This is a genomic window from Silvania sp., from assembly GCF_051656365.1.
Lineage (GTDB): Bacteria > Pseudomonadota > Gammaproteobacteria > Enterobacterales > Enterobacteriaceae > Enterobacter > Enterobacter hatchlandensis.
In genome coordinates, this window is sequence record NZ_JBOGBT010000106.1 from 17,388 (window position 1) to 34,446 (window position 17,059).

Here is a 17,059-nt window from a genome sequence, read left to right on the forward strand (position 1 = left end):
GGCGCAGCGCGTGTACGCCGCGCCACCCGACATTTAGATCCGTCTTCGCTGCATAATCCGGCGGGTGATGATCGGCAGGGAGATCACCACAATCAGCATTGCGCCGATAATCACCGACATCACAATGCCCGGCACGTTGAGCAGGCTCAGGCCGAAGGTGACCAGCCCCATCAGGAAGGCGGCGATAATCACGCCCACCATGCTGCCGGAACCGCCGAGGATATTGACCCCGCCCAGCACTGCCATCGTCACTACTGCCAGCTCCCAGCCCATCGCGATCGTCGGGCGGGTACTGCCCAGACGCGAGGTGAGCAGCACCGAGGCCAACCCGGCCATCAGCCCCACCAGCGCAAAGAGGATCAGGTTGTGACGCTTCACGTTGATGCCGGAATACCATGCTCCGGTCGGGTTATTGCCGATGGCGTAGGTGCGGCGGCCAAAGTTGGTTCGGTGCAGCACGAAGGCAAACAGGACAGCCAGCACGATAAACAGCGCGAACTCAAACGACAGCGCGCCCCAGACGTAGCCCTGCCCAAGCCAGGCGAAGCTCTCCGGGTAGGCGTTGAGCGCCTGGTCGCCGAGCAGGATGTAGGTAATGCCGCGATACAGGCTCATGGTGCCGATGGTGATCACAATCGACGACAGGTTAAAGCGCGTCACCAGGATACCGTTGAACAACCCGCACAGCAGCCCAACCCCTAACCCCACGCAGACCAGCCATGGGGTATCCAGCCCGGCCGCCGCGCAAAAGCCCATTACCGTTGAGCTGAGCGCGATGGTGGAGGCCACCGACAGATCAATTTCACGGGCGATAATCAGCATCGCCATCGGCAGCACGATGATCGCTTTTTCGGTGAAGTTGAACGTGGCATCCGACAGGTTCCAGATATCAAGGAAGTACGGGGAGGCCAGGGCATTAACCACGAACACCGCCAGCGTCACCGCCAGCAGAAAACCTTCCCAGCACAGCAGGCGCCGGAAAATCCCCGCCGCAGCGGGCGTATTTTTGATCTCTTCAGACGTCATAATTTTGCTCATGCTCTCACCGCCTGTTTCTGCCGCGCCAGTGCCGCATCGCGCAGGATTAACCGGCCTTTGCGTTTGTTGCCGCGCTCATTGAGCAGGACCGCAATCACGATCACCGTCCCGGAGATGGCCATCTGCCAGAACGGCGACACACCAATCACCGGCAGGGCATTGTTGATCACCCCAAGGAACAGTGCCCCGCACAGGCAGCCCAGTACCCGACCGGTGCCACCCATGGTGCTGATGCCGCCGATGACGCAGGCCGCTACCACCTGCAGCTCAAAGCCGTTCGCCACGTCGACATAGGCCACCGCGAAGCGTGAGATCCACAGATAGCCGCAGAACCCGGCCAACGCCCCGGAGAGGCAGAAGCTGACGAACTGCATTTTTCCGGCGTTAATCCCGGTGTAGTACGCCGCCGTGGCGTTGCCGCCTGCGGTGTAAAGTGCGCGTCCGGTGCGGCTGTAGCGCAGGAAATAGCCCACCAGCAGCAGGGCGGCAACCGCGCACCAGCTCAGGACCGGCATCCCCAGCAATGAGGCGCGCGGCAGGCCGAGGAAATCGGTGCCCATCTGGTTGGAGTTGACCCAGCCGCCGCCGGAGAGCAGGAAGATAATCCCGCGGTAGATGCTCATGGTGCCGAGCGTGACCACAATCGCCGGAATGCCCATTTTCCACACCAGCAGACCGTTGATCATCCCCATCAGCAGGCCAAGCGCGGTCGCCAGAATCAGCAGCGCCCACACCGGTACGTCGGGGTAGTGGAAGTTAATCAGGGCGACAATCATCCCGGTCAGCGCCAGGTTCGCTGCCATCGACAGGTCGATGCCTTTGGTGAGCAGTACCATCATCTGGCCGAGGGCGAGAATAATCAGAATCGAGGTGTCGTTGAACATCTCCACCAGGTTACCCGGGGCGATAAACGACGGAACGCGCGTGCCGATGGCGATAATCATCAGCACGATCACCGCCGCGAGTAATACCTCGCGGTGTTTAAGCAGTTGCTGCACCATTATGCGGCCTCCTGTCGGGCACCGCTGGCGGCGCTGACGATGGTTTCGGCTGTTGCCTCACCCGCCTGATACTCCGCCACCATCAGCCCTTCATGCATGACGATAATCCGGTCGGCCATACCCATCACCTCCGGCAGTTCGGACGAGACCATAATCACCGCCAGCCCCTGGCCTACCAGCTCGGACATAAACTGATGCACCGCCGCTTTGGAGCCGATGTCGATCCCTTTGGTCGGCTCATCGAGGATGATCACCTCCGGGTGGGTCGCCAGCCATTTGCCGATCACCACTTTTTGCTGATTGCCGCCGGAGAGCGTTTCAACCGCCTGTTTCCAGCTAAAGGCTTTTACCTGCAGGCGCTTCGCGTAATCGTCCGCCAGCTGCCACTCCCGCTCCTCGTTCAGCACCCCGTTAGGGTTGAGTTTGCCGAGCTGCGGCAGGCTGATGTTCTGCGCAATCGACAGCTCGATAATCGCCCCCTGTTTTTGCCGCTCTTCGGGCACGCAGACGATCCCGGCTTGAATGGCATCTGCGGGCTGGCGGAAGTGCCGGGCAGTGCCGTTCAGCACAATATTGCCGGAAGAGGGGCGCGATACGCCGCTCAAAGCCTGCATCAGCTCGGTACGCCCGGCGCCGACCAGGCCGTAAAAGCCGAGGATCTCGCCTTTGCGCAGGGTGAAGGAGATATTGGCGAACTCGGTTGGATGACAGAGCTCCTGCACCTCCAGCACGGTAGCGCCTTTTTCGCAGGCCACCTTCGGGAAAGTCTGGGTAATTGCGCGCCCGACCATCATCGCCACCATCCGTTCTTCGGTGATGTCGTTGATCGCCCCGGCGCCAACAAACACGCCGTCGCGCAGAATGGTGTAGTGATCCGCCAGCTCAAAAATCTCGTCGAATTTATGCGAAATAAACAGGATGGCTTTCCCTTCCTGCTTTAAACGCTCGACGATCTGATAAAACTCGAGGATTTCGTGCTGCGACAGGGCGGCAGTCGGTTCATCGAGGATCACCACCTGGGCATCAAACGACAGGGCGCGGGCAATCGCCACCATATGGCGCTGGGCAATGCTCAGGGTTTTAAGCGTCGCGCGTGGGTCAATCTGCACCTCCAGGCGGCTGAGGATCGCCTGGGCTTTACGGTGCATTTCCGGCCAGTCGAGCTTCTTAAAAATGCCTTTATACAGATACTGGCCGACAAAAATATTTTCGGTGACCGACAGCTCATCGAAAAGCACGGTCTCCTGGTGAATGGCGGTAATCCCCACCTTATGTGCTGAGTCGGGGGTTGGCAGGTGGATGGGAATCGCTTTGTAGAGGATCTCGCCTTCGTCGGGCTGATAGATACCGGTCATCACTTTAACCAGCGTCGATTTACCCGCGCCGTTTTCGCCGATCAGGGCGGTGACTTTGCCGGGCCAGAGTTCGAGCTGCACGTTCTCAAGGGCACGTACACCCGGGAATACCTTGGTGATGCCCTGAAGCTGAAGCAAGGGTATGGACATGATAGTTCTCCATAAGACCCCCTCACCCCAACCCCTCTCCCCATAGGGGCGAGGGGCTCGATCGGTCCCCACTCCCTTTTGGGGAGAGGGTTAGGGTGAGGGGTGAAGTTGTTAGAAAATCTTCGAGAACTTATCAATGTTGCTGGCATCGTAAACAAACGGCTCAGCCATTGCGCCGCTGCCGTCGGCATCGAGCTTCACTTTGCCCAGTTTACCCATGCTGGCTTCCTGTTTAGTGGCGGTACCTTTCACCAGATCATCCGCTAAATAGGTGGCGGCATAGCCGAGGTCGATCGGGTTCCAGATGGCGAAGCTCTTGCTGGCGCCGGATTTCACCGCGCCCGCCATCTCAGAAGGCAGTCCCAGGCCGGTGACATACACTTTGCCGATCTTGCCCTGGTCTTTTACTGCCTGCGCGGCAGCCACAATGCCCACGGAAGACGGGGAGACAATCACTTTCAGGTCAGGATAGGTTTTCAGCAGGCCGACCGCTTCGCGGTAGCTCTTGTCCGACAGATCGTCGCCATAGGCCACGGTCACCAGATTGACGGACGGATACTGTGGCAGCACCTTTTTCATCTCGGCAATCCAGGTGTTCTGGTTGGTGGAGGTTGGGGTGGCGCTCAATACTGCCACGTCGCCTTTCTCCACGTTCAGCGCTTTCAGCGCTTCGGCCGCCAGCTTGACGTTGGTTTCGCCAATCAGGGCGTTATTGGACGGATTGAGGTGGATCTGACGGCCCGCTTTGGCCACGCCGGAATCCCAGGACACGACTTTGATCCCGCGCTGCATTGCTTTTTTCAGTACCGGCACCACGGCATCCGGATCGTTGGCGGAGATGGCGATCGCATCCACACCCTGAGCGATCAATCCGTTCAGCACTTCGATCTGTGCTTCTGCGGTGGTGGTGGTCGGGCCGGTATAAATCACTTTTACATCGCCTAACTCTTTGGCTGCTTCCTGCGCGCCAACGTTTGCTGCTTCAAAGAATCCATTGCCTAACGATTTTGCCACCAGGGCGATTTTTACTTCAGCTAAAGCAGAACCGGACAACGCCAGGGCGGCAACGGTGAGGATCAAGCTTGTCTTTATTTTCATTGCTTTTACTCCACTTAATTGAGTTAGTTGTGTAGGGATTGCAGGTGTAGTTTCGCCCCGTCTCAATGAGCGGGGCGCGATGTTCTTATTTGTACAGATCTAACGCCGACTGCATAGGGTTAACGCCAAAGCGTTTGCCCAGCGCAATCAGTTCTTCCCGGGTGATGGTCTGCTTCATGCCACCCATGGAATAGACTTTCACCAGCACTTCGGCAGACTTCTCGGCGGTGTCGATCAGGCCAAAGGTTTCATCAAGCGTTGGGCCGCTACCGAACACGCCGTGGAACGGCCACAGCACCAGGGAATGTTTTTGCATCTCAACTGCGGTGGCTTCGCCGATCTCGTCGGTACCCGGCACCATCCACGGCAGAATGCCCACGCCATCCGGGAACACCACCAGACACTCGGTGCTGCCTTCCCACAGCTGACGGGTGATCACGTCAGTGTTGTTCTCCAGCACGAAGGTCAGGGCGATCAGGTTGGTGGCGTGGCAGTGCATAATCACGCGGTCTTTCCCACCGCTGGCTTTGATACGCTCACAGTGGGAGAGAAAGTGGGCTGGCAGTTCAGAGGTGGGTACCGCTTCGTTGGTCAGCCCCCAAAGAATGTGGTAGCCCGCGCCGTCGCTGTCCACTTTTACGATGCCTAAATTGGCCGCAGGATCGAGCTGGACGTTGCGGAAGAACTTACCGGATCCGGTGACGATAAATGGCGTGTTGGCGAGCAGCGGCATCGGCTGGCTCAGAGCGATATAGCGCGGCTTGGCGTGGAAGTCAGCTTCGAACGGGGCGATATCCGTATCGTCAAGGCGCAGGGTCAGGTTACCGCCGTTGCGCTCGTCCCAGCCTTTCAGCCAGGCGTCGGTGGTGGCTTTAATCATGCCCTGGACGAACCAGGCGTTGGTGATGGTCTGCATAGTCTTTCGTTTCCTGTGATCGCGGTGAGGTTTCCCCTCACCCTAACCTTCGCCCCTTTGGGGCGAGGGGATGGTTTGCTCCCTCTCCCTGGGGGAGAGGGCAGAGGTGAGGGTTGTCTTACCCGCGTTTGCTCAATACGTCGTGTTCATACGCGCGCACGTTGTCCAGCCACTGGCTGCCCGCCGGGGTATCGTTGCGCTGGCAGTACATCTCCCATACGGCCTGCCACGGCAGCGATTTTTGCTCTTCCAGCAGCGCCAGGCGGGTGGTGTAATCCCCCGAGGCTTCCAGGGTACGTAACTCCTCAGTCGGTTCCAGCAGGGCGCGCAGCAGAGCTTTTTTCATATTGCGGGTGCCAATAACCCACGCCGCGATGCGGTTGATGGAGGCGTCGAAGAAGTCGAGACCGATATGCACCCGGTCAAACAGGTCATGGCGGATAATTTCGCTGGCGATGGCCTGGGTTTCATCATCAAGCAGCACCACGTGGTCGCTGTCCCAGCGCACCGGGCGGCTGACGTGCAGCAGCAGGTGCGGGACGTACAGCATCGCGGCAGAGATTTTGTCGGAGATCACTTCCGTCGGGTGGAAATGTCCTGCATCCAGACACAGCGCGGTCTGACGGCTGGTGGCGTAACCCATGTAGAACTCGCCGGAGCCCACGGTGTAGCTTTCGGCACCGATGCCGAACAGCTTGCTCTCAACCGCATCGAGATGGTGTGCCGGATCCAGCTTCTCGCTCATCGCTTCGTCCAGCGCCGCCAGCAGACGCTGGCGCGGGGCGAGGCGATCGACGGTGATGTCTTTCATCCCGTCCGGGATCCAGATGTTCATCACCGACGGCGTACCGAGTTGCTCGCCGAAATAAGCCGACACGCGACGGCTGGCCTTCACGTGGTCAATCCAGAACTGGCGAATATCGTCATCGGCGTGGGAGAGGGTAAACCCGTCCGCGCTCAAAGGGTGCGAGAAGCAGGACGGGTTAAAATCCAGCCCAAGCTTGTTGCTTCTGGCCCACTCGACCCAGTTCTTAAAGTGTTCCGGCTTAATCGCATTGCGATCGACCGGCTGGTCGGATTCCAGATAAATGGCGTGCAGGTTCAGGCGTTTAGGGCCTGGGATCAGGCTCAGGGCCAGCTCGAGATCCGCCCGCAGCTCCGTGGCGTTACGCGCCTTGCCCGGATAGTTGCCGGTGGCCTGAATACCGCCGGTCAGCGCGCCGCCTGGGTTCTCAAAACCGGCGACGTCATCGCCCTGCCAGCAGTGCATAGAGACGGGCAGACGGTCAAGCTGACGCAAAGCCTCCTCGACATCCACGCCCACGGCGGCGAAACGCTGTTTAGCCAGTTCCCAGGCTTGTTCAAGTTGAGTGGTCATGCGCAAAGCTCCTTAGTCGGTCGTTGTTGCTGTAATTGCGCGCGATAGCGGGCAATTTCATGATCGGGATTGGGGGTAAAGGTGGTCAGGCCGTAATTGCCGGTCACCACCTGGCGGAATTGGTCAACGTTGGTCAGTTCGTCCAGGGTCATCAGCTGGATGCCTATATTGCCGAGCGTCGAGGCCTCAATGGGTCCGGCGACCACGGTGATACCGCAGGCGTCGGCGCACAGCTGGTTAAGCAGCTGGTTCTGGCAGCCACCGCCGACAATGTGCAGCTGGCTGAACGGCTTGCCGCGCAGGGTCGCCAGCTCGTTCAGTACCTCGGCGTACAGCAGGGCGAGGCTGTCGAAGATGCAGCGCGCCAGTTCGGCGGCGCTGGCAGGCACCGGCTGCGCGCTGTCGCGACAGGCGGCCTGGATTTCAGCGCTCATGTTATCTGGATTGATAAAACGGTCGTCGTTCGGATTGATCAGGAAACGGCATGCCGGAAGGGTTTCCGTTTCACCGATCAGGGCGGCCAGGTCGCTCACGTTCTGCTCTTTCAGCACCCGCTGCAGCAGCCACAGGCCCATGATGTTTTTCAGCACCCGATAGCGGCCTTCTGCTCCGCCTTCGTTGGTGATATTGGCCGCCAGCGCATCTTCGCTGGTGTACGGGGTTTTGCTCTCAAAGCCCATCAGCGACCAGGTTCCGGAGGAGAGATACGCTGCGTCTTTGCTGGCCAGCGGCGCGGCGATCACCGCGCTGGCGGTATCGTGGCTGGCCACGGCCACTACCCGGATGGGATGACCCTGTGGGCAAATCCAGTGACCGATCACATTGCCCGGATGGGTGGGCGTGCCGAACCAACTCTGCGGTGCGCCGGTCCAGTTGAGCAGGTTCTCGTCCCAGTTATCGGAGTTAATGTTCACCAACTGAGTGGTGGTGGCGTTGGTGTACTCCCAGTTCATCTTGCCGGTCAGCCGATAGCTGAAGTAGTCCGGGATCAGCAGGGCATGGGCGACGTTTGCCACCAGCTCCGGCTGCTGTTCGACCAGCGACCGCAGCTGATACAGGGTGTTAAACGGCAGAAACTGAATGCCGCTGCGCCCGTAGATCTCCGCTTTACCGATCTGGGCTAATGCGTGCGCCATCATCCCGTCGGTACGGCTGTCGCGATAGGAGACCGGCAGGCCGACGCGGTTGCCCTGACGGTCCAGCAGCACGTAATCCACGCCCCAGGTGTCAATCCCGATGCTGTCGATGCGAATCCCTTCTTCGCACACCTTATTCAGCCCGGTGCGGATCTCCGCTTCCAGGCTATCGATATCCCAGCAGTCAAAGCCGTCCTGCTTTTGCAGGCAGTTAACAAAGCGGTGGATCTCACGCAGCGACAGCGTGCGCTGTTCGCGGTGATAGCTCGCCAGCATTACGCGGCCGCTGGATGCGCCTAAATCGACAGCCACACAATGGCGGAAAGTCATGGTCGGAGGTCCTTCTTGGAGTCATTGCTCGAAAGTGTAAGAAGGGGAACAAAAAAGCACCTTCTTGCCACTGACAGGGAATTTGTGCGGCTGGCAAGAAAGCAAAGATGAACGTGAGGGAGTTCACAATTTCTATTATTAGGGCGGATTTTGGGTGGTGTGACGGTGGCCGCATTTCCGGATCTTTGTCGATGTTTCTTAAAAAATCGACAGGGTTTGCGCCAAATGCTGTCAGAAATTTAAGGTAAGAACCGCTGCCCTTAATTACTATTTTGAGAACATTTCTCATTGGTGGTGGCCGTTATGACCGTACTGCACAGCGTGGATTTTTTCCCTTCCGGAGGCTCGCCTGTGGCGATTGAACCGCGACTGCCTCAGGCGGCATTTCCTGAGCATCACCATGATTTCCATGAAATTGTGATTGTTGAACACGGGACCGGGATCCACGTATTTAACGGTCAGCCCTATACCATCAGCGGCGGTACGGTCTGTTTTGTCCGTGACCATGACCGGCACCTGTATGAACATACCGACAACCTGTGCCTGACCAACGTGCTGTACCGTTCCCCGGATGCATTCCAGTTTTTGTCGGGTATCAACCAGCTGCTGCCGCAGGAAAAGGACGGGCACTATCCGTCGCACTGGCGGGTGAACCCCTCCACGCTGCAGCAGGTACGCCAGCTGGTCAGCCAGATGGAGCAGTCTGACGACAATACTGAAACCCATGCGCTCGCCAGCCGCGAACTGCTGTTTATGCAGCTGCTGGTCCTGCTGCGCCGCAGCAGCCTGGTGGAAGGGCTGGAGAATAACGATGCCCGGCTCAATCAGCTGATGGCCTGGCTGGAAGATCACTTCGCCGAAGAGGTGTGCTGGGAGACGCTGGCAGAGAACTTTTCGCTCTCGCTACGCACCCTGCATCGCCAGTTGAAGCAGCACACCGGGCTCACGCCCCAGCGCTATCTGAACCGCCTGCGGCTGATCAAGGCCCGCCATCTTCTGCGCCATACCGATGACAGCGTGACAGATATCGCATATCACTGTGGTTTCGGCGACAGTAACCACTTTTCCACCCTGTTTCGCCGCGAGTTCGAATGGTCCCCGCGCGACATTCGTCAGGGCCGGGATGCGTCACTTCAGTAACGCGAAGGCAATCACCGTTTTTTGACCGCAAACCGGGTAATAATGTCAGGTTGTTCACCGTTGGGGTCAGGATGTGGCAGGACAGTTAATTCTTCGCAGAGCCGATTTTTTTGCCTCTACCGCCCAGGCCGTGGCGGTAGCGGATCGCTATCCGCAAAATGTCTTTGCCGAACATACCCATGACTTTTGTGAGCTGGTGCTGGTGTGGCGCGGCAATGGCCTGCACGTCCTCAACGATCGCCCTTACCGCATCACCCGCGGGGATCTGTTTTACATCCGCGCTGAAGATAAGCACGCCTACGCCTCGGTTAACGATCTGGTGCTGCAAAACGTCATTTACTGCCCTGACCGGCTGCGGCTCAACGTTGACTGGGGGGCGAATATTCCGGGCTTTCTCGATGCCCGCGCCAACCCGCACTGGCGACTGGGCAGCAACGGCATGGCGCTGGTGCGTCCGGTGATCGCCCAGTTGGAGCAGGAGAGCCAGAAGAACGATCCCCACGCGTTCGAACTGTCTGAGCTGCTGTTTGCCCAGTTGGTGTTAACCCTGAACCGCTACCGCTTTGCCACCGATGGCCCCGCCGCCAGCGGGCAGGAGGCGTTGCTGGATAAGTTGATTACCGCGCTGGCGGGCAGCCTCAACCGCAGCTTTGTGCTGGAAAAGTTCTGTGAACAGGAGCAGTGCAGCGAGCGCGCCCTGCGCCAGCAGTTCCGTACCCAGACTGGGATGACGGTCAACCATTACCTGCGCCAGCTGCGGATCTGCCACGCGCAGTATCTGCTCCAGCACACCGAGATGATGGTCAGCGAAGTGGCGATGCAGTGCGGGTTTGAGGACAGTAACTATTTTTCGGTGGTATTTAACCGGGAGATAGGGATGACGCCGGTTCAGTGGCGTCATCGCAGTCGAAAAGCGGCGTAATCAGTTCGCCATGCCGAGGCCGACAATGTTGGCCGCAATAATGATCACCACACAGCCCAGACTCAGCACGCCCACCGGCCGGCGCCCGGCGTTATTCCACTCTTTAAGCACCAGACCCACCAGCCCGCCACACAGCACGTAGAAGCTCATGTGAAGCATCCAGCTCATGTAGTCGAACTGGGCTGGAATGCTGGCATGGCCCCAGGCATAGAAGAAGAACTGCAGATACCACATCAGGCCGCCGAGCGCCGACAGCAGCACGTTGGTGATGATCAGTGATTTAGCCAGCGAGAAATCCGCTTTTACCGACAGATCGTTCACTTTTGCCAGACGAATAAAGCAGAAACCGAGATTAACCAACGCGCCGCCGCCCATGATCACCACGTAGCTTGGCAGGGCGACGTATAGCGGATCGACCCCCAGCGCGGCCGCGGCTTCATGCATCGGTTTGGCGGCGTTCATCGCAAATGACATACCGGCCGAGAAGATGCCGCACATTACCGCCAGCACCAGACCTTTCTTCAGATTGAAGTCCGCAGCTTTGATGCCCATCTTGCGCTCTTTCAACTGACCCGCGCGCGTAACGATACCCACGCCGATCACCGCTACCAGCACGCCTAACAGCGTCATACGGCCACCTTCGGTACTGATGAGCACGTCAAAGTTACCATTCAGGATCGGCGTCATCAGGGTGCCGACAATCAGCGTAATGCCGATCGCGATGCCGATGCCCATCGACATGCCGAGATAACGCATGGTCAGACCGTAGTTGATATTACCGATGCCCCACATCGCGCCGAACATAAAGACCGGCAGCAGGGTTGAGGCGTTAAAGGAGGAGAAATAGCCCCAGAAATCGGGCAGCAGGATGGCGCTGATGGTCCAGGGCAAAATCAGCCATGACACCGTACCGCCAACGGACCACATGGTTTCCCATGACCAGTGTTTCACCTTTTTAAACGGGGCATAGAAACAGGCTGCACTGGCTGCACCTATCAAATGCCAGAAAATACCCATCGTAATTGCATGATTCATTTTTACATCCTCATCGTTTTTATATGTCGTTGTCTTCCTGTCGACTTGATGAGTGTAAAAATTAAGCGGTAAGAGAACCTTCGGAGGATTGCCGCGTTTTGCTTTCTGATGGCAACGAACACGTTAACCGCGTGAGGAGACTCACAATTTCGCTTTCATAACCAGACGTTATAACCTTATTAGAACTACGGCATTGATAAACATTTTCAATATCATTTAATTAACTATAATGAACCAACTGCTTACGCGGCATTAACACCTTTGCCGCCCGACAATAATGGAGATGATTATGAGTTATACCCTGCCATCCCTGCCGTACGCTTATGACGCACTGGAGCCGCATTTCGACAAGCAGACGATGGAAATCCATCACACCAAACACCACCAGGCTTATGTCAACAACGCTAACGCTGCACTGGAAAGCCTGCCGGAATTCGCTGACCTGTCTGCAGAAGAGCTGATCGCTAAACTGGATCAACTGCCAGCTGACAAGAAAACTGTACTGCGCAACAACGCAGGCGGTCATGCGAACCACAGCTTCTTCTGGAAAGGCCTGAAAACCGGCACCACCCTACAGGGTGACCTGAAATCCGCTATCGAGCGCGACTTCGGTTCCGTTGATAACTTCAAAGCTGAGTTTGAAAAAGCCGCTGCAACCCGCTTCGGTTCTGGCTGGGCGTGGCTGGTGCTGAAAGGCGACAAACTGGCTGTGGTTTCTACCGCGAACCAGGACTCCCCGCTGATGGGTGAAGCAGTTTCTGGCGCATCCGGTTTCCCAATCGTGGGCCTGGACGTGTGGGAACACGCTTACTACCTGAAATTCCAGAACCGTCGTCCAGACTACATCAAAGCATTCTGGGACGTCGTGAACTGGGACGAAGCAGCAGCGCGTTTCGCCGCTAAAAAATAAGGTTGCATTGCCGCCTGTGAGAAGCGAGTCTGATGACTCGCTTTTTTTGTCTCTGCAGAAAGGAGCAGCGATGCACTATCCGGTGAATGTTTTTACAGGCAAGGTCAGGGATTACGACGGCAGCCGTCCGAGCGCCATTGCCAAACGCCAGGTTGACGGTGAACTGATGTTGACCGACCTGGGGCTGGCAGGCGATGAGCAGGCCGAAAAGAAAATTCACGGCGGGCCAGAGCGCGCGCTGTGCCACTATCCGCGAGAACACTATCAGCACTGGGCGCGCGAGTATCCCGCTCAGGCCGATCTGTTTGTCGCCCCCGCTTTTGGCGAGAACCTCTCTACCGATGGGATGACGGAGCAAAACGTCTTTATCGGCGATATCTTCCGCTGGGGAGAAACGCTAATCCAGGTCACTCAGCCGCGTTCACCTTGCTTTAAGCTCAACTATCATTTTGGCATCAGTGATATGTCGGCCCAGCTGCAAAACGCAGGTAAAACCGGCTGGCTGTATCGCGTGGTGCTGGCGGGCAATGTCTCCGCCGATGCCCCCCTGGAACTGGCTTCCCGTCTGAGCGACGTGTCGGTTTATGATGCCTGTGCCATTGCGTGGCATATGCCGTTTGATGACGATCAGTACCGGCGTCTGCTATCGGCGGCGGGCTTGTCCACCAGCTGGACACGAACGATGCAAAAGCGCCGCATTAGCGGCCAGATCGAAGATAATTCTCGCAGATTGTGGGGAAGTTGAGAGTCAGGCCGGGTAGGGCATAGCCGCCACCCGGCACAACACAGGCTACGAACGTTTATACAACGGCAGCCACAGGGTTAAACGCAACCCACCCAGCGGGCTGTCATCGGCTTTCACCCAGCCGCGATGCTGCTGAATGGCGGTCTCGACAATCGCCAGACCCAACCCGGTGCCGCCAGATTCACGGTCGCGGGCCTCGTCGGTACGGTAGAACGGACGGAAAATCTGCTCGCGATCTTCCGGGCTCACGCCAGGACCGTCATCATCCACGTTGATGGTGATACCGTCTTTATCCACCGCAAATGCAACCTCAATTTTGGTATGCGAGTAGCGCAGGGCGTTGCGCACGATATTCTCCAGCGCGCTTTCCAGCGTGTTGGGGTTACCGTACAGCGGCCAGGGCCCTGGTGGGAAGTTGACGGTGAACGATTTACCCACCTGTTCCGCTTCGAAGGCGGCGTTGTCCAGCACCTCATGCCACAGGTGATTGGCTTTCACCGTTTCGCTGACCAGCGCGTTCTTCTGCTGATTGCGCGACATCACCAGCAGGTCGTTGATCATGCTGTCCAGACGGTGCGCTTCCGTTTCGATACGTTCCAGCTCTTTGCTTTCACCACTGCGGCGGCGCAGCAGGGCGGTGCCCAATTGCAGACGCGTCAGCGGGGTACGCAATTCATGTGAGATATCCGAAAGCAGACGCTGCTGAGTGGTCATCATCCGCTCAAGCGCCGTCACCATCTGGTTAAAACTGGCACCTGCCGCTAAAAATTCCTGCGGGCCGGCTTCCAGTTCCGGGTGCTGCCGCAGGTTGCCCTGCGCGACTTCATCCGCCGCGTTTTTCAGCTTACGCGCCGGTTTCGCCAGACTCCAGGCCAGCCACAGCAGCAGTGGTGAGCTGACCAGCATGGTGACAATCAGCAGCAGTAGCGGACGGTCAAACAGCAGGTTGATAAAGTCGGACTGGGAGTTGCTTGCCGGGCGAATCAGATAGAGCTGGTAGTTATCTTCCCCGTCACTGACGGAAAAAGGGCCCACCATCTCTACGCGACCGTATTTTTTCTTTTGCGGATGATCGGCGTTATCCGCCTGGCCAATGAAGTTGCGAATGATCTGCATTTCATTGCGCTCCGCGCCGATCACGCGCCCTTCGCTGGTGACCAGCAGCAGGCGTTGTCCGGGCGGCGCCCACTTATCGATGGCGCGAAACAGCCTGCGCCACCACATCAAATCGTTGGGCGGATCGATGGCCAGTTCGGCTTCTACGTGCTGCTCGATCATCACACCCTGACGTTGCTCGCTGTCGAGGAGCTCCGTCATCTGGCGTGAGTCGAGTTTGGGTAACATCAAAACCAGCATTAAAACCAGTGCCAGCGTCAGCCAGAAGATGGCGAAGATGCGGGCGGTTAAGCTGCCTATCATGAAGCGGAAACCATCAGATAACCGCGCCCACGCAGGGTTTTAAACCACGGGTGACCGTCTTTACGCTCCGGCAGTTTACGGCGCAGGTTAGAGATGTGCATATCAATAGCGCGGTCGAACGGCGTCAGGCGTTTACCCAGTACTTCCTGGCTTAAATGCTCGCGCGATACCACCTGGCCGAGATGCTGTGCCAGCAGATAAAGCAGGGTGAACTCGGTGCCGGTAAGCTCCAGCGCCTGGCCGTCAAAATTGGCTTCCTGGCGACCTGGATTGAGGCTCAGGGAGTCGACTTCCAGCGTTGGCGAGCTGTTGTCGGTATTCTGCTGCTGCTCGCTCCAGTGAGAACGGCGCAGGATGGCACGAATACGCGCGACCAGCTCACGGTCGTTAAACGGTTTAGGTAAATAATCATCGGCACCCAGCTCAAGGCCGAGTACGCGATCGAGTTCGCTGCCGCGCGCGGTCAGCATAATCACGGGGGTCTGGTGTGTCTGGCGTAGCTCTTTAAGCGTGTCGATACCGTTCTTCTTCGGCATCATGACATCGAGCAAAAGTAAATCGATGCTATCGTCGAGCTGGCTTAGCGCCTGCTCCCCATCATGGGCAACCGATACATCAAAGCCTTCCATGTCGAGCAGCTCCTTCAACAGGGATGTCAGCTCTCGGTCATCATCAACTAACAGGATTTTATTCATTCTTTAAATACCTCCGAGGCAGAAATTACGTCATCAAGGCTCTCTAATCCATGACTTTACGTTGTTTTACACCCCCTGACGCATGTTTGCAGCCTGAATCGTAGACTGTCTCTCGTTGAATCGCGACACGAAAGATTTTGGGAGTATGTGATGCGCATAGTTACCGCTGCCGTCATGGCCTCAACACTGGCGTTCAGTGCATTTAGCCAGGCTGCTGAAGCTATCACCGGCGATAACCGCCCCTCAACGGAGGGTGTTGTGCAGCACAGCGGCCAGGTCAATATGTTTGACGGCATAAGTTTAACCGAACATCAGCGCCAACAGATGCGCGATCTTATGCACCGGGCCCGGCATGACCAGCCCCCTGTTAATGTTAGCGAAATGGAGACAATGCATAGCCTTGTCACCGCAGAAAATTTTGATGAAAGCGCTGTACGCGCTCAGGCAGAAAAGATGGCGCAGGAGCAGGTTGCTCGCCAGGTCGAAATGGCCAGGGTCCGCAACCAGATGTTTCACCTGCTAACGCCTGAGCAGCAAGCGGTTTTGAACCAGAAACACCAGCAACGTATGGACCAGTTGCGTGAGGTTGCACGGATGCAGAAGAAGTCTGAATCGACGCTTTTTAGTAGCAATACCCGTAGTAACCAGTAACCCTGTTTTTCCTTGCCATAGACACCATCCCTGTCTTCCCCCACATGATGTGGGGGTTTTTTTTGCCCTTCATTCAAATGTGTTAACCGTTTATTCATCTTATTGCCTCCCCTGCATCCGTTATACTAGCGGCATAGCATGTCAGGAGTGTTTATGAATCAAACTTATGCGCGGCTGGTCAGCCGGGCGGCAATCGCGGCGACGATCATGGCGTCGTGCCTGCTAGTGATCAAAATTTTTGCGTGGTGGTATACCGGTTCGGTCAGTATTCTGGCGGCACTGGTCGATTCGCTGGTCGATATCGCCGCCTCGGTCACTAACCTGTGGGTGGTGCGCTATTCACTGCAGCCGGCGGATGAAGAGCACACCTTTGGTCACGGTAAAGCCGAGTCGCTTGCCGCACTAGCGCAAAGTATGTTCATTTCCGGCTCGGCGTTGTTTCTGTTTTTGACCGGGTTTCAGCACCTGTATACCCCGTCACCGATGAAAGAACCGGGCGTTGGGATGATCGTTACGCTTATCGCACTTATTAGCACAATCGTTCTGGTAACGTTCCAGCGCTGGGTGGTGCGAAAAACGCAAAGCCAGGCGGTACGGGCAGATATGCTTCATTATCAGTCTGATGTTATGATGAACGGCGCTATTCTTATTGCGCTCGGTCTGGCCTGGTATGGCTGGCACCGGGCCGATGCGTTATTTGCGTTAGGGATTGGGATCTATATCTTATACAGTGCCTTACGCATGGGTTACGAAGCAGTGCAATCGCTTCTTGACCGTGCTTTGCCCGACGCAGAACGGCAAGAAATCTTTGAAATCGTCATCTCCTGGCCAGGCGTCAGTGGGGCACACGATCTTCGCACGCGGCAGTCAGGGCCGACCCGCTTTATTCAGATTCATTTAGAAATGGAAGACAACCTGCCGCTCGTTCAGGCCCATCTGGTGGCTGAGCAAGTTGAGCAAGCGATTTTGCGGCGTTTCCCGGGTTCGGATGTCATTATCCACCAGGATCCCTGCTCGGTTGTACCCAGGTCAGACAACAAGCATTTTGAGCTTTCGTAATTCGTTGTAAAAAAGTGAGCCGGGCCAGCATTTTGTGGAAAAATAACCGCCATGTGGGCTGACCTGAATCAATTCAGCTGG

General features: G+C 57.2%; 16 protein-coding genes. 6 read left to right on the forward strand and 10 right to left on the reverse strand.

Annotation, left to right across the window (positions count from 1 at the left end; translation table 11 throughout):
* Window positions 1–33: 33 nt before the first annotated feature.
* The 7 genes from ACRDD5_RS20930 to rhaB all read right to left on the reverse strand — a co-directional run bounded on the left by ACRDD5_RS20930 (window position 34) and on the right by rhaB (window position 8,402).
* Window positions 34–1,038: an ABC transporter permease gene (locus ACRDD5_RS20930; protein ID WP_438677884.1), complete on the reverse strand. Its 1,005-nt coding sequence runs from the start codon at window positions 1,036–1,038 to the stop codon at window positions 34–36.
* Window positions 1,035–2,039, reverse strand: a complete 1,005-nt coding sequence (locus ACRDD5_RS20935; RefSeq protein ID WP_271281415.1) for an ABC transporter permease — start codon at window positions 2,037–2,039, stop codon at window positions 1,035–1,037. The genes ACRDD5_RS20930 and ACRDD5_RS20935 overlap by 4 nt, the downstream gene beginning before the upstream one ends.
* A complete protein-coding gene (locus ACRDD5_RS20940) occupies window positions 2,039–3,544 on the reverse strand; it encodes a sugar ABC transporter ATP-binding protein (RefSeq protein WP_438677885.1) in 1,506 nt (501 codons plus the stop codon). The genes ACRDD5_RS20935 and ACRDD5_RS20940 overlap by 1 nt, the downstream gene beginning before the upstream one ends.
* 111 nt (window positions 3,545–3,655) lie before the next feature.
* Complete coding sequence (rhaS, locus tag ACRDD5_RS20945) at window positions 3,656–4,642, reverse strand: rhamnose ABC transporter substrate-binding protein (RefSeq protein WP_271281417.1); 987 nt, start codon at window positions 4,640–4,642, stop codon at window positions 3,656–3,658.
* A gap of 85 nt (window positions 4,643–4,727) precedes the next feature.
* Window positions 4,728–5,558 carry a rhamnulose-1-phosphate aldolase gene (gene rhaD, locus ACRDD5_RS20950; protein ID WP_271281418.1) on the reverse strand — a complete coding sequence of 277 codons (831 nt, stop codon included), beginning with the start codon at window positions 5,556–5,558 and terminating at the stop codon, window positions 4,728–4,730.
* 118 nt (window positions 5,559–5,676) lie between these two features.
* Entirely contained in the window at window positions 5,677–6,936 is a 1,260-nt protein-coding gene (gene rhaA / locus ACRDD5_RS20955) for an L-rhamnose isomerase (protein ID WP_271281419.1), read from the reverse strand.
* A complete protein-coding gene (gene rhaB / locus ACRDD5_RS20960) occupies window positions 6,933–8,402 on the reverse strand; it encodes a rhamnulokinase (protein ID WP_438677886.1) in 1,470 nt (489 codons plus the stop codon). Before rhaB ends, rhaA begins: the two co-directional genes overlap by 4 nt.
* A gap of 303 nt (window positions 8,403–8,705) precedes the next feature.
* On the opposite strand from rhaB, the gene rhaS (ACRDD5_RS20965) reads away from it, so the two are divergent.
* Complete coding sequence (gene rhaS / locus ACRDD5_RS20965; RefSeq protein ID WP_438677887.1) at window positions 8,706–9,542, forward strand: HTH-type transcriptional activator RhaS; 837 nt, start codon at window positions 8,706–8,708, stop codon at window positions 9,540–9,542.
* A 73-nt stretch (window positions 9,543–9,615) separates the two neighbouring features.
* Window positions 9,616–10,464 (forward strand): HTH-type transcriptional activator RhaR, encoded by an 849-nt coding sequence (gene rhaR, locus ACRDD5_RS20970; RefSeq protein ID WP_438677888.1) that lies wholly within the window; start codon window positions 9,616–9,618, stop codon window positions 10,462–10,464.
* Here rhaR and rhaT read toward each other — a convergent pair whose 3' ends face one another.
* Window positions 10,465–11,499, reverse strand: a complete 1,035-nt coding sequence (gene rhaT / locus ACRDD5_RS20975; protein WP_438677889.1) for an L-rhamnose/proton symporter RhaT — start codon at window positions 11,497–11,499, stop codon at window positions 10,465–10,467. It lies immediately after the preceding gene.
* A gap of 289 nt (window positions 11,500–11,788) precedes the next feature.
* Here rhaT and sodA point away from each other — a divergent pair, with 289 nt between their 5' ends.
* A complete protein-coding gene (gene sodA, locus ACRDD5_RS20980) occupies window positions 11,789–12,409 on the forward strand; it encodes a superoxide dismutase [Mn] (RefSeq protein WP_271281423.1) in 621 nt (206 codons plus the stop codon).
* A gap of 70 nt (window positions 12,410–12,479) precedes the next feature.
* Window positions 12,480–13,154: a 6-hydroxyaminopurine reductase gene (gene yiiM / locus ACRDD5_RS20985; protein WP_438677890.1), complete on the forward strand. Its 675-nt coding sequence runs from the start codon at window positions 12,480–12,482 to the stop codon at window positions 13,152–13,154.
* A gap of 45 nt (window positions 13,155–13,199) precedes the next feature.
* Here the strand turns inward: yiiM and cpxA are convergent, their stop codons facing one another.
* Both cpxA and cpxR read right to left on the reverse strand, forming a co-directional pair.
* Complete coding sequence (cpxA, locus tag ACRDD5_RS20990) at window positions 13,200–14,573, reverse strand: envelope stress sensor histidine kinase CpxA (RefSeq protein WP_438677891.1); 1,374 nt, start codon at window positions 14,571–14,573, stop codon at window positions 13,200–13,202.
* A complete protein-coding gene (gene cpxR, locus ACRDD5_RS20995; protein ID WP_271281428.1) occupies window positions 14,570–15,268 on the reverse strand; it encodes an envelope stress response regulator transcription factor CpxR in 699 nt (232 codons plus the stop codon). The genes cpxA and cpxR overlap by 4 nt, the downstream gene beginning before the upstream one ends.
* Before the next feature lie 150 nt (window positions 15,269–15,418).
* On the opposite strand from cpxR, the gene cpxP reads away from it, so the two are divergent.
* Together cpxP and fieF are read left to right on the forward strand one after the other, a co-directional pair.
* A complete protein-coding gene (cpxP, locus tag ACRDD5_RS21000; protein ID WP_271281429.1) occupies window positions 15,419–15,919 on the forward strand; it encodes a cell-envelope stress modulator CpxP in 501 nt (166 codons plus the stop codon).
* Window positions 15,920–16,072: 153 nt separating this feature from the next.
* Complete coding sequence (fieF, locus tag ACRDD5_RS21005; protein WP_271281430.1) at window positions 16,073–16,978, forward strand: CDF family cation-efflux transporter FieF; 906 nt, start codon at window positions 16,073–16,075, stop codon at window positions 16,976–16,978.
* The last annotated feature ends 81 nt before the right edge of the window (window positions 16,979–17,059 follow it).

Coding starts and splice junctions, on each gene's coding strand:
- rhaS (WP_271281417.1), bottom strand. CDS start 4,642: ATGAAAATAAAGACAAGCTTGATCCTCACCGTTGCCGCCCTGGCGTTG.
- ACRDD5_RS20935 (WP_271281415.1), bottom strand. CDS start 2,039: ATGGTGCAGCAACTGCTTAAACACCGCGAGGTATTACTCGCGGCGGTG.
- cpxA (WP_438677891.1), bottom strand. CDS start 14,573: ATGATAGGCAGCTTAACCGCCCGCATCTTCGCCATCTTCTGGCTGACG.
- rhaT (WP_438677889.1), bottom strand. CDS start 11,499: ATGAATCATGCAATTACGATGGGTATTTTCTGGCATTTGATAGGTGCA.
- rhaS (WP_438677887.1), top strand. CDS start 8,706: ATGACCGTACTGCACAGCGTGGATTTTTTCCCTTCCGGAGGCTCGCCT.
- rhaB (WP_438677886.1), bottom strand. CDS start 8,402: ATGACTTTCCGCCATTGTGTGGCTGTCGATTTAGGCGCATCCAGCGGC.
- cpxP (WP_271281429.1), top strand. CDS start 15,419: ATGCGCATAGTTACCGCTGCCGTCATGGCCTCAACACTGGCGTTCAGT.
- fieF (WP_271281430.1), top strand. CDS start 16,073: ATGAATCAAACTTATGCGCGGCTGGTCAGCCGGGCGGCAATCGCGGCG.
- sodA (WP_271281423.1), top strand. CDS start 11,789: ATGAGTTATACCCTGCCATCCCTGCCGTACGCTTATGACGCACTGGAG.
- ACRDD5_RS20930 (WP_438677884.1), bottom strand. CDS start 1,038: ATGAGCAAAATTATGACGTCTGAAGAGATCAAAAATACGCCCGCTGCG.
- yiiM (WP_438677890.1), top strand. CDS start 12,480: ATGCACTATCCGGTGAATGTTTTTACAGGCAAGGTCAGGGATTACGAC.
- ACRDD5_RS20940 (WP_438677885.1), bottom strand. CDS start 3,544: ATGTCCATACCCTTGCTTCAGCTTCAGGGCATCACCAAGGTATTCCCG.
- cpxR (WP_271281428.1), bottom strand. CDS start 15,268: ATGAATAAAATCCTGTTAGTTGATGATGACCGAGAGCTGACATCCCTG.
- rhaD (WP_271281418.1), bottom strand. CDS start 5,558: ATGCAGACCATCACCAACGCCTGGTTCGTCCAGGGCATGATTAAAGCC.
- rhaA (WP_271281419.1), bottom strand. CDS start 6,936: ATGACCACTCAACTTGAACAAGCCTGGGAACTGGCTAAACAGCGTTTC.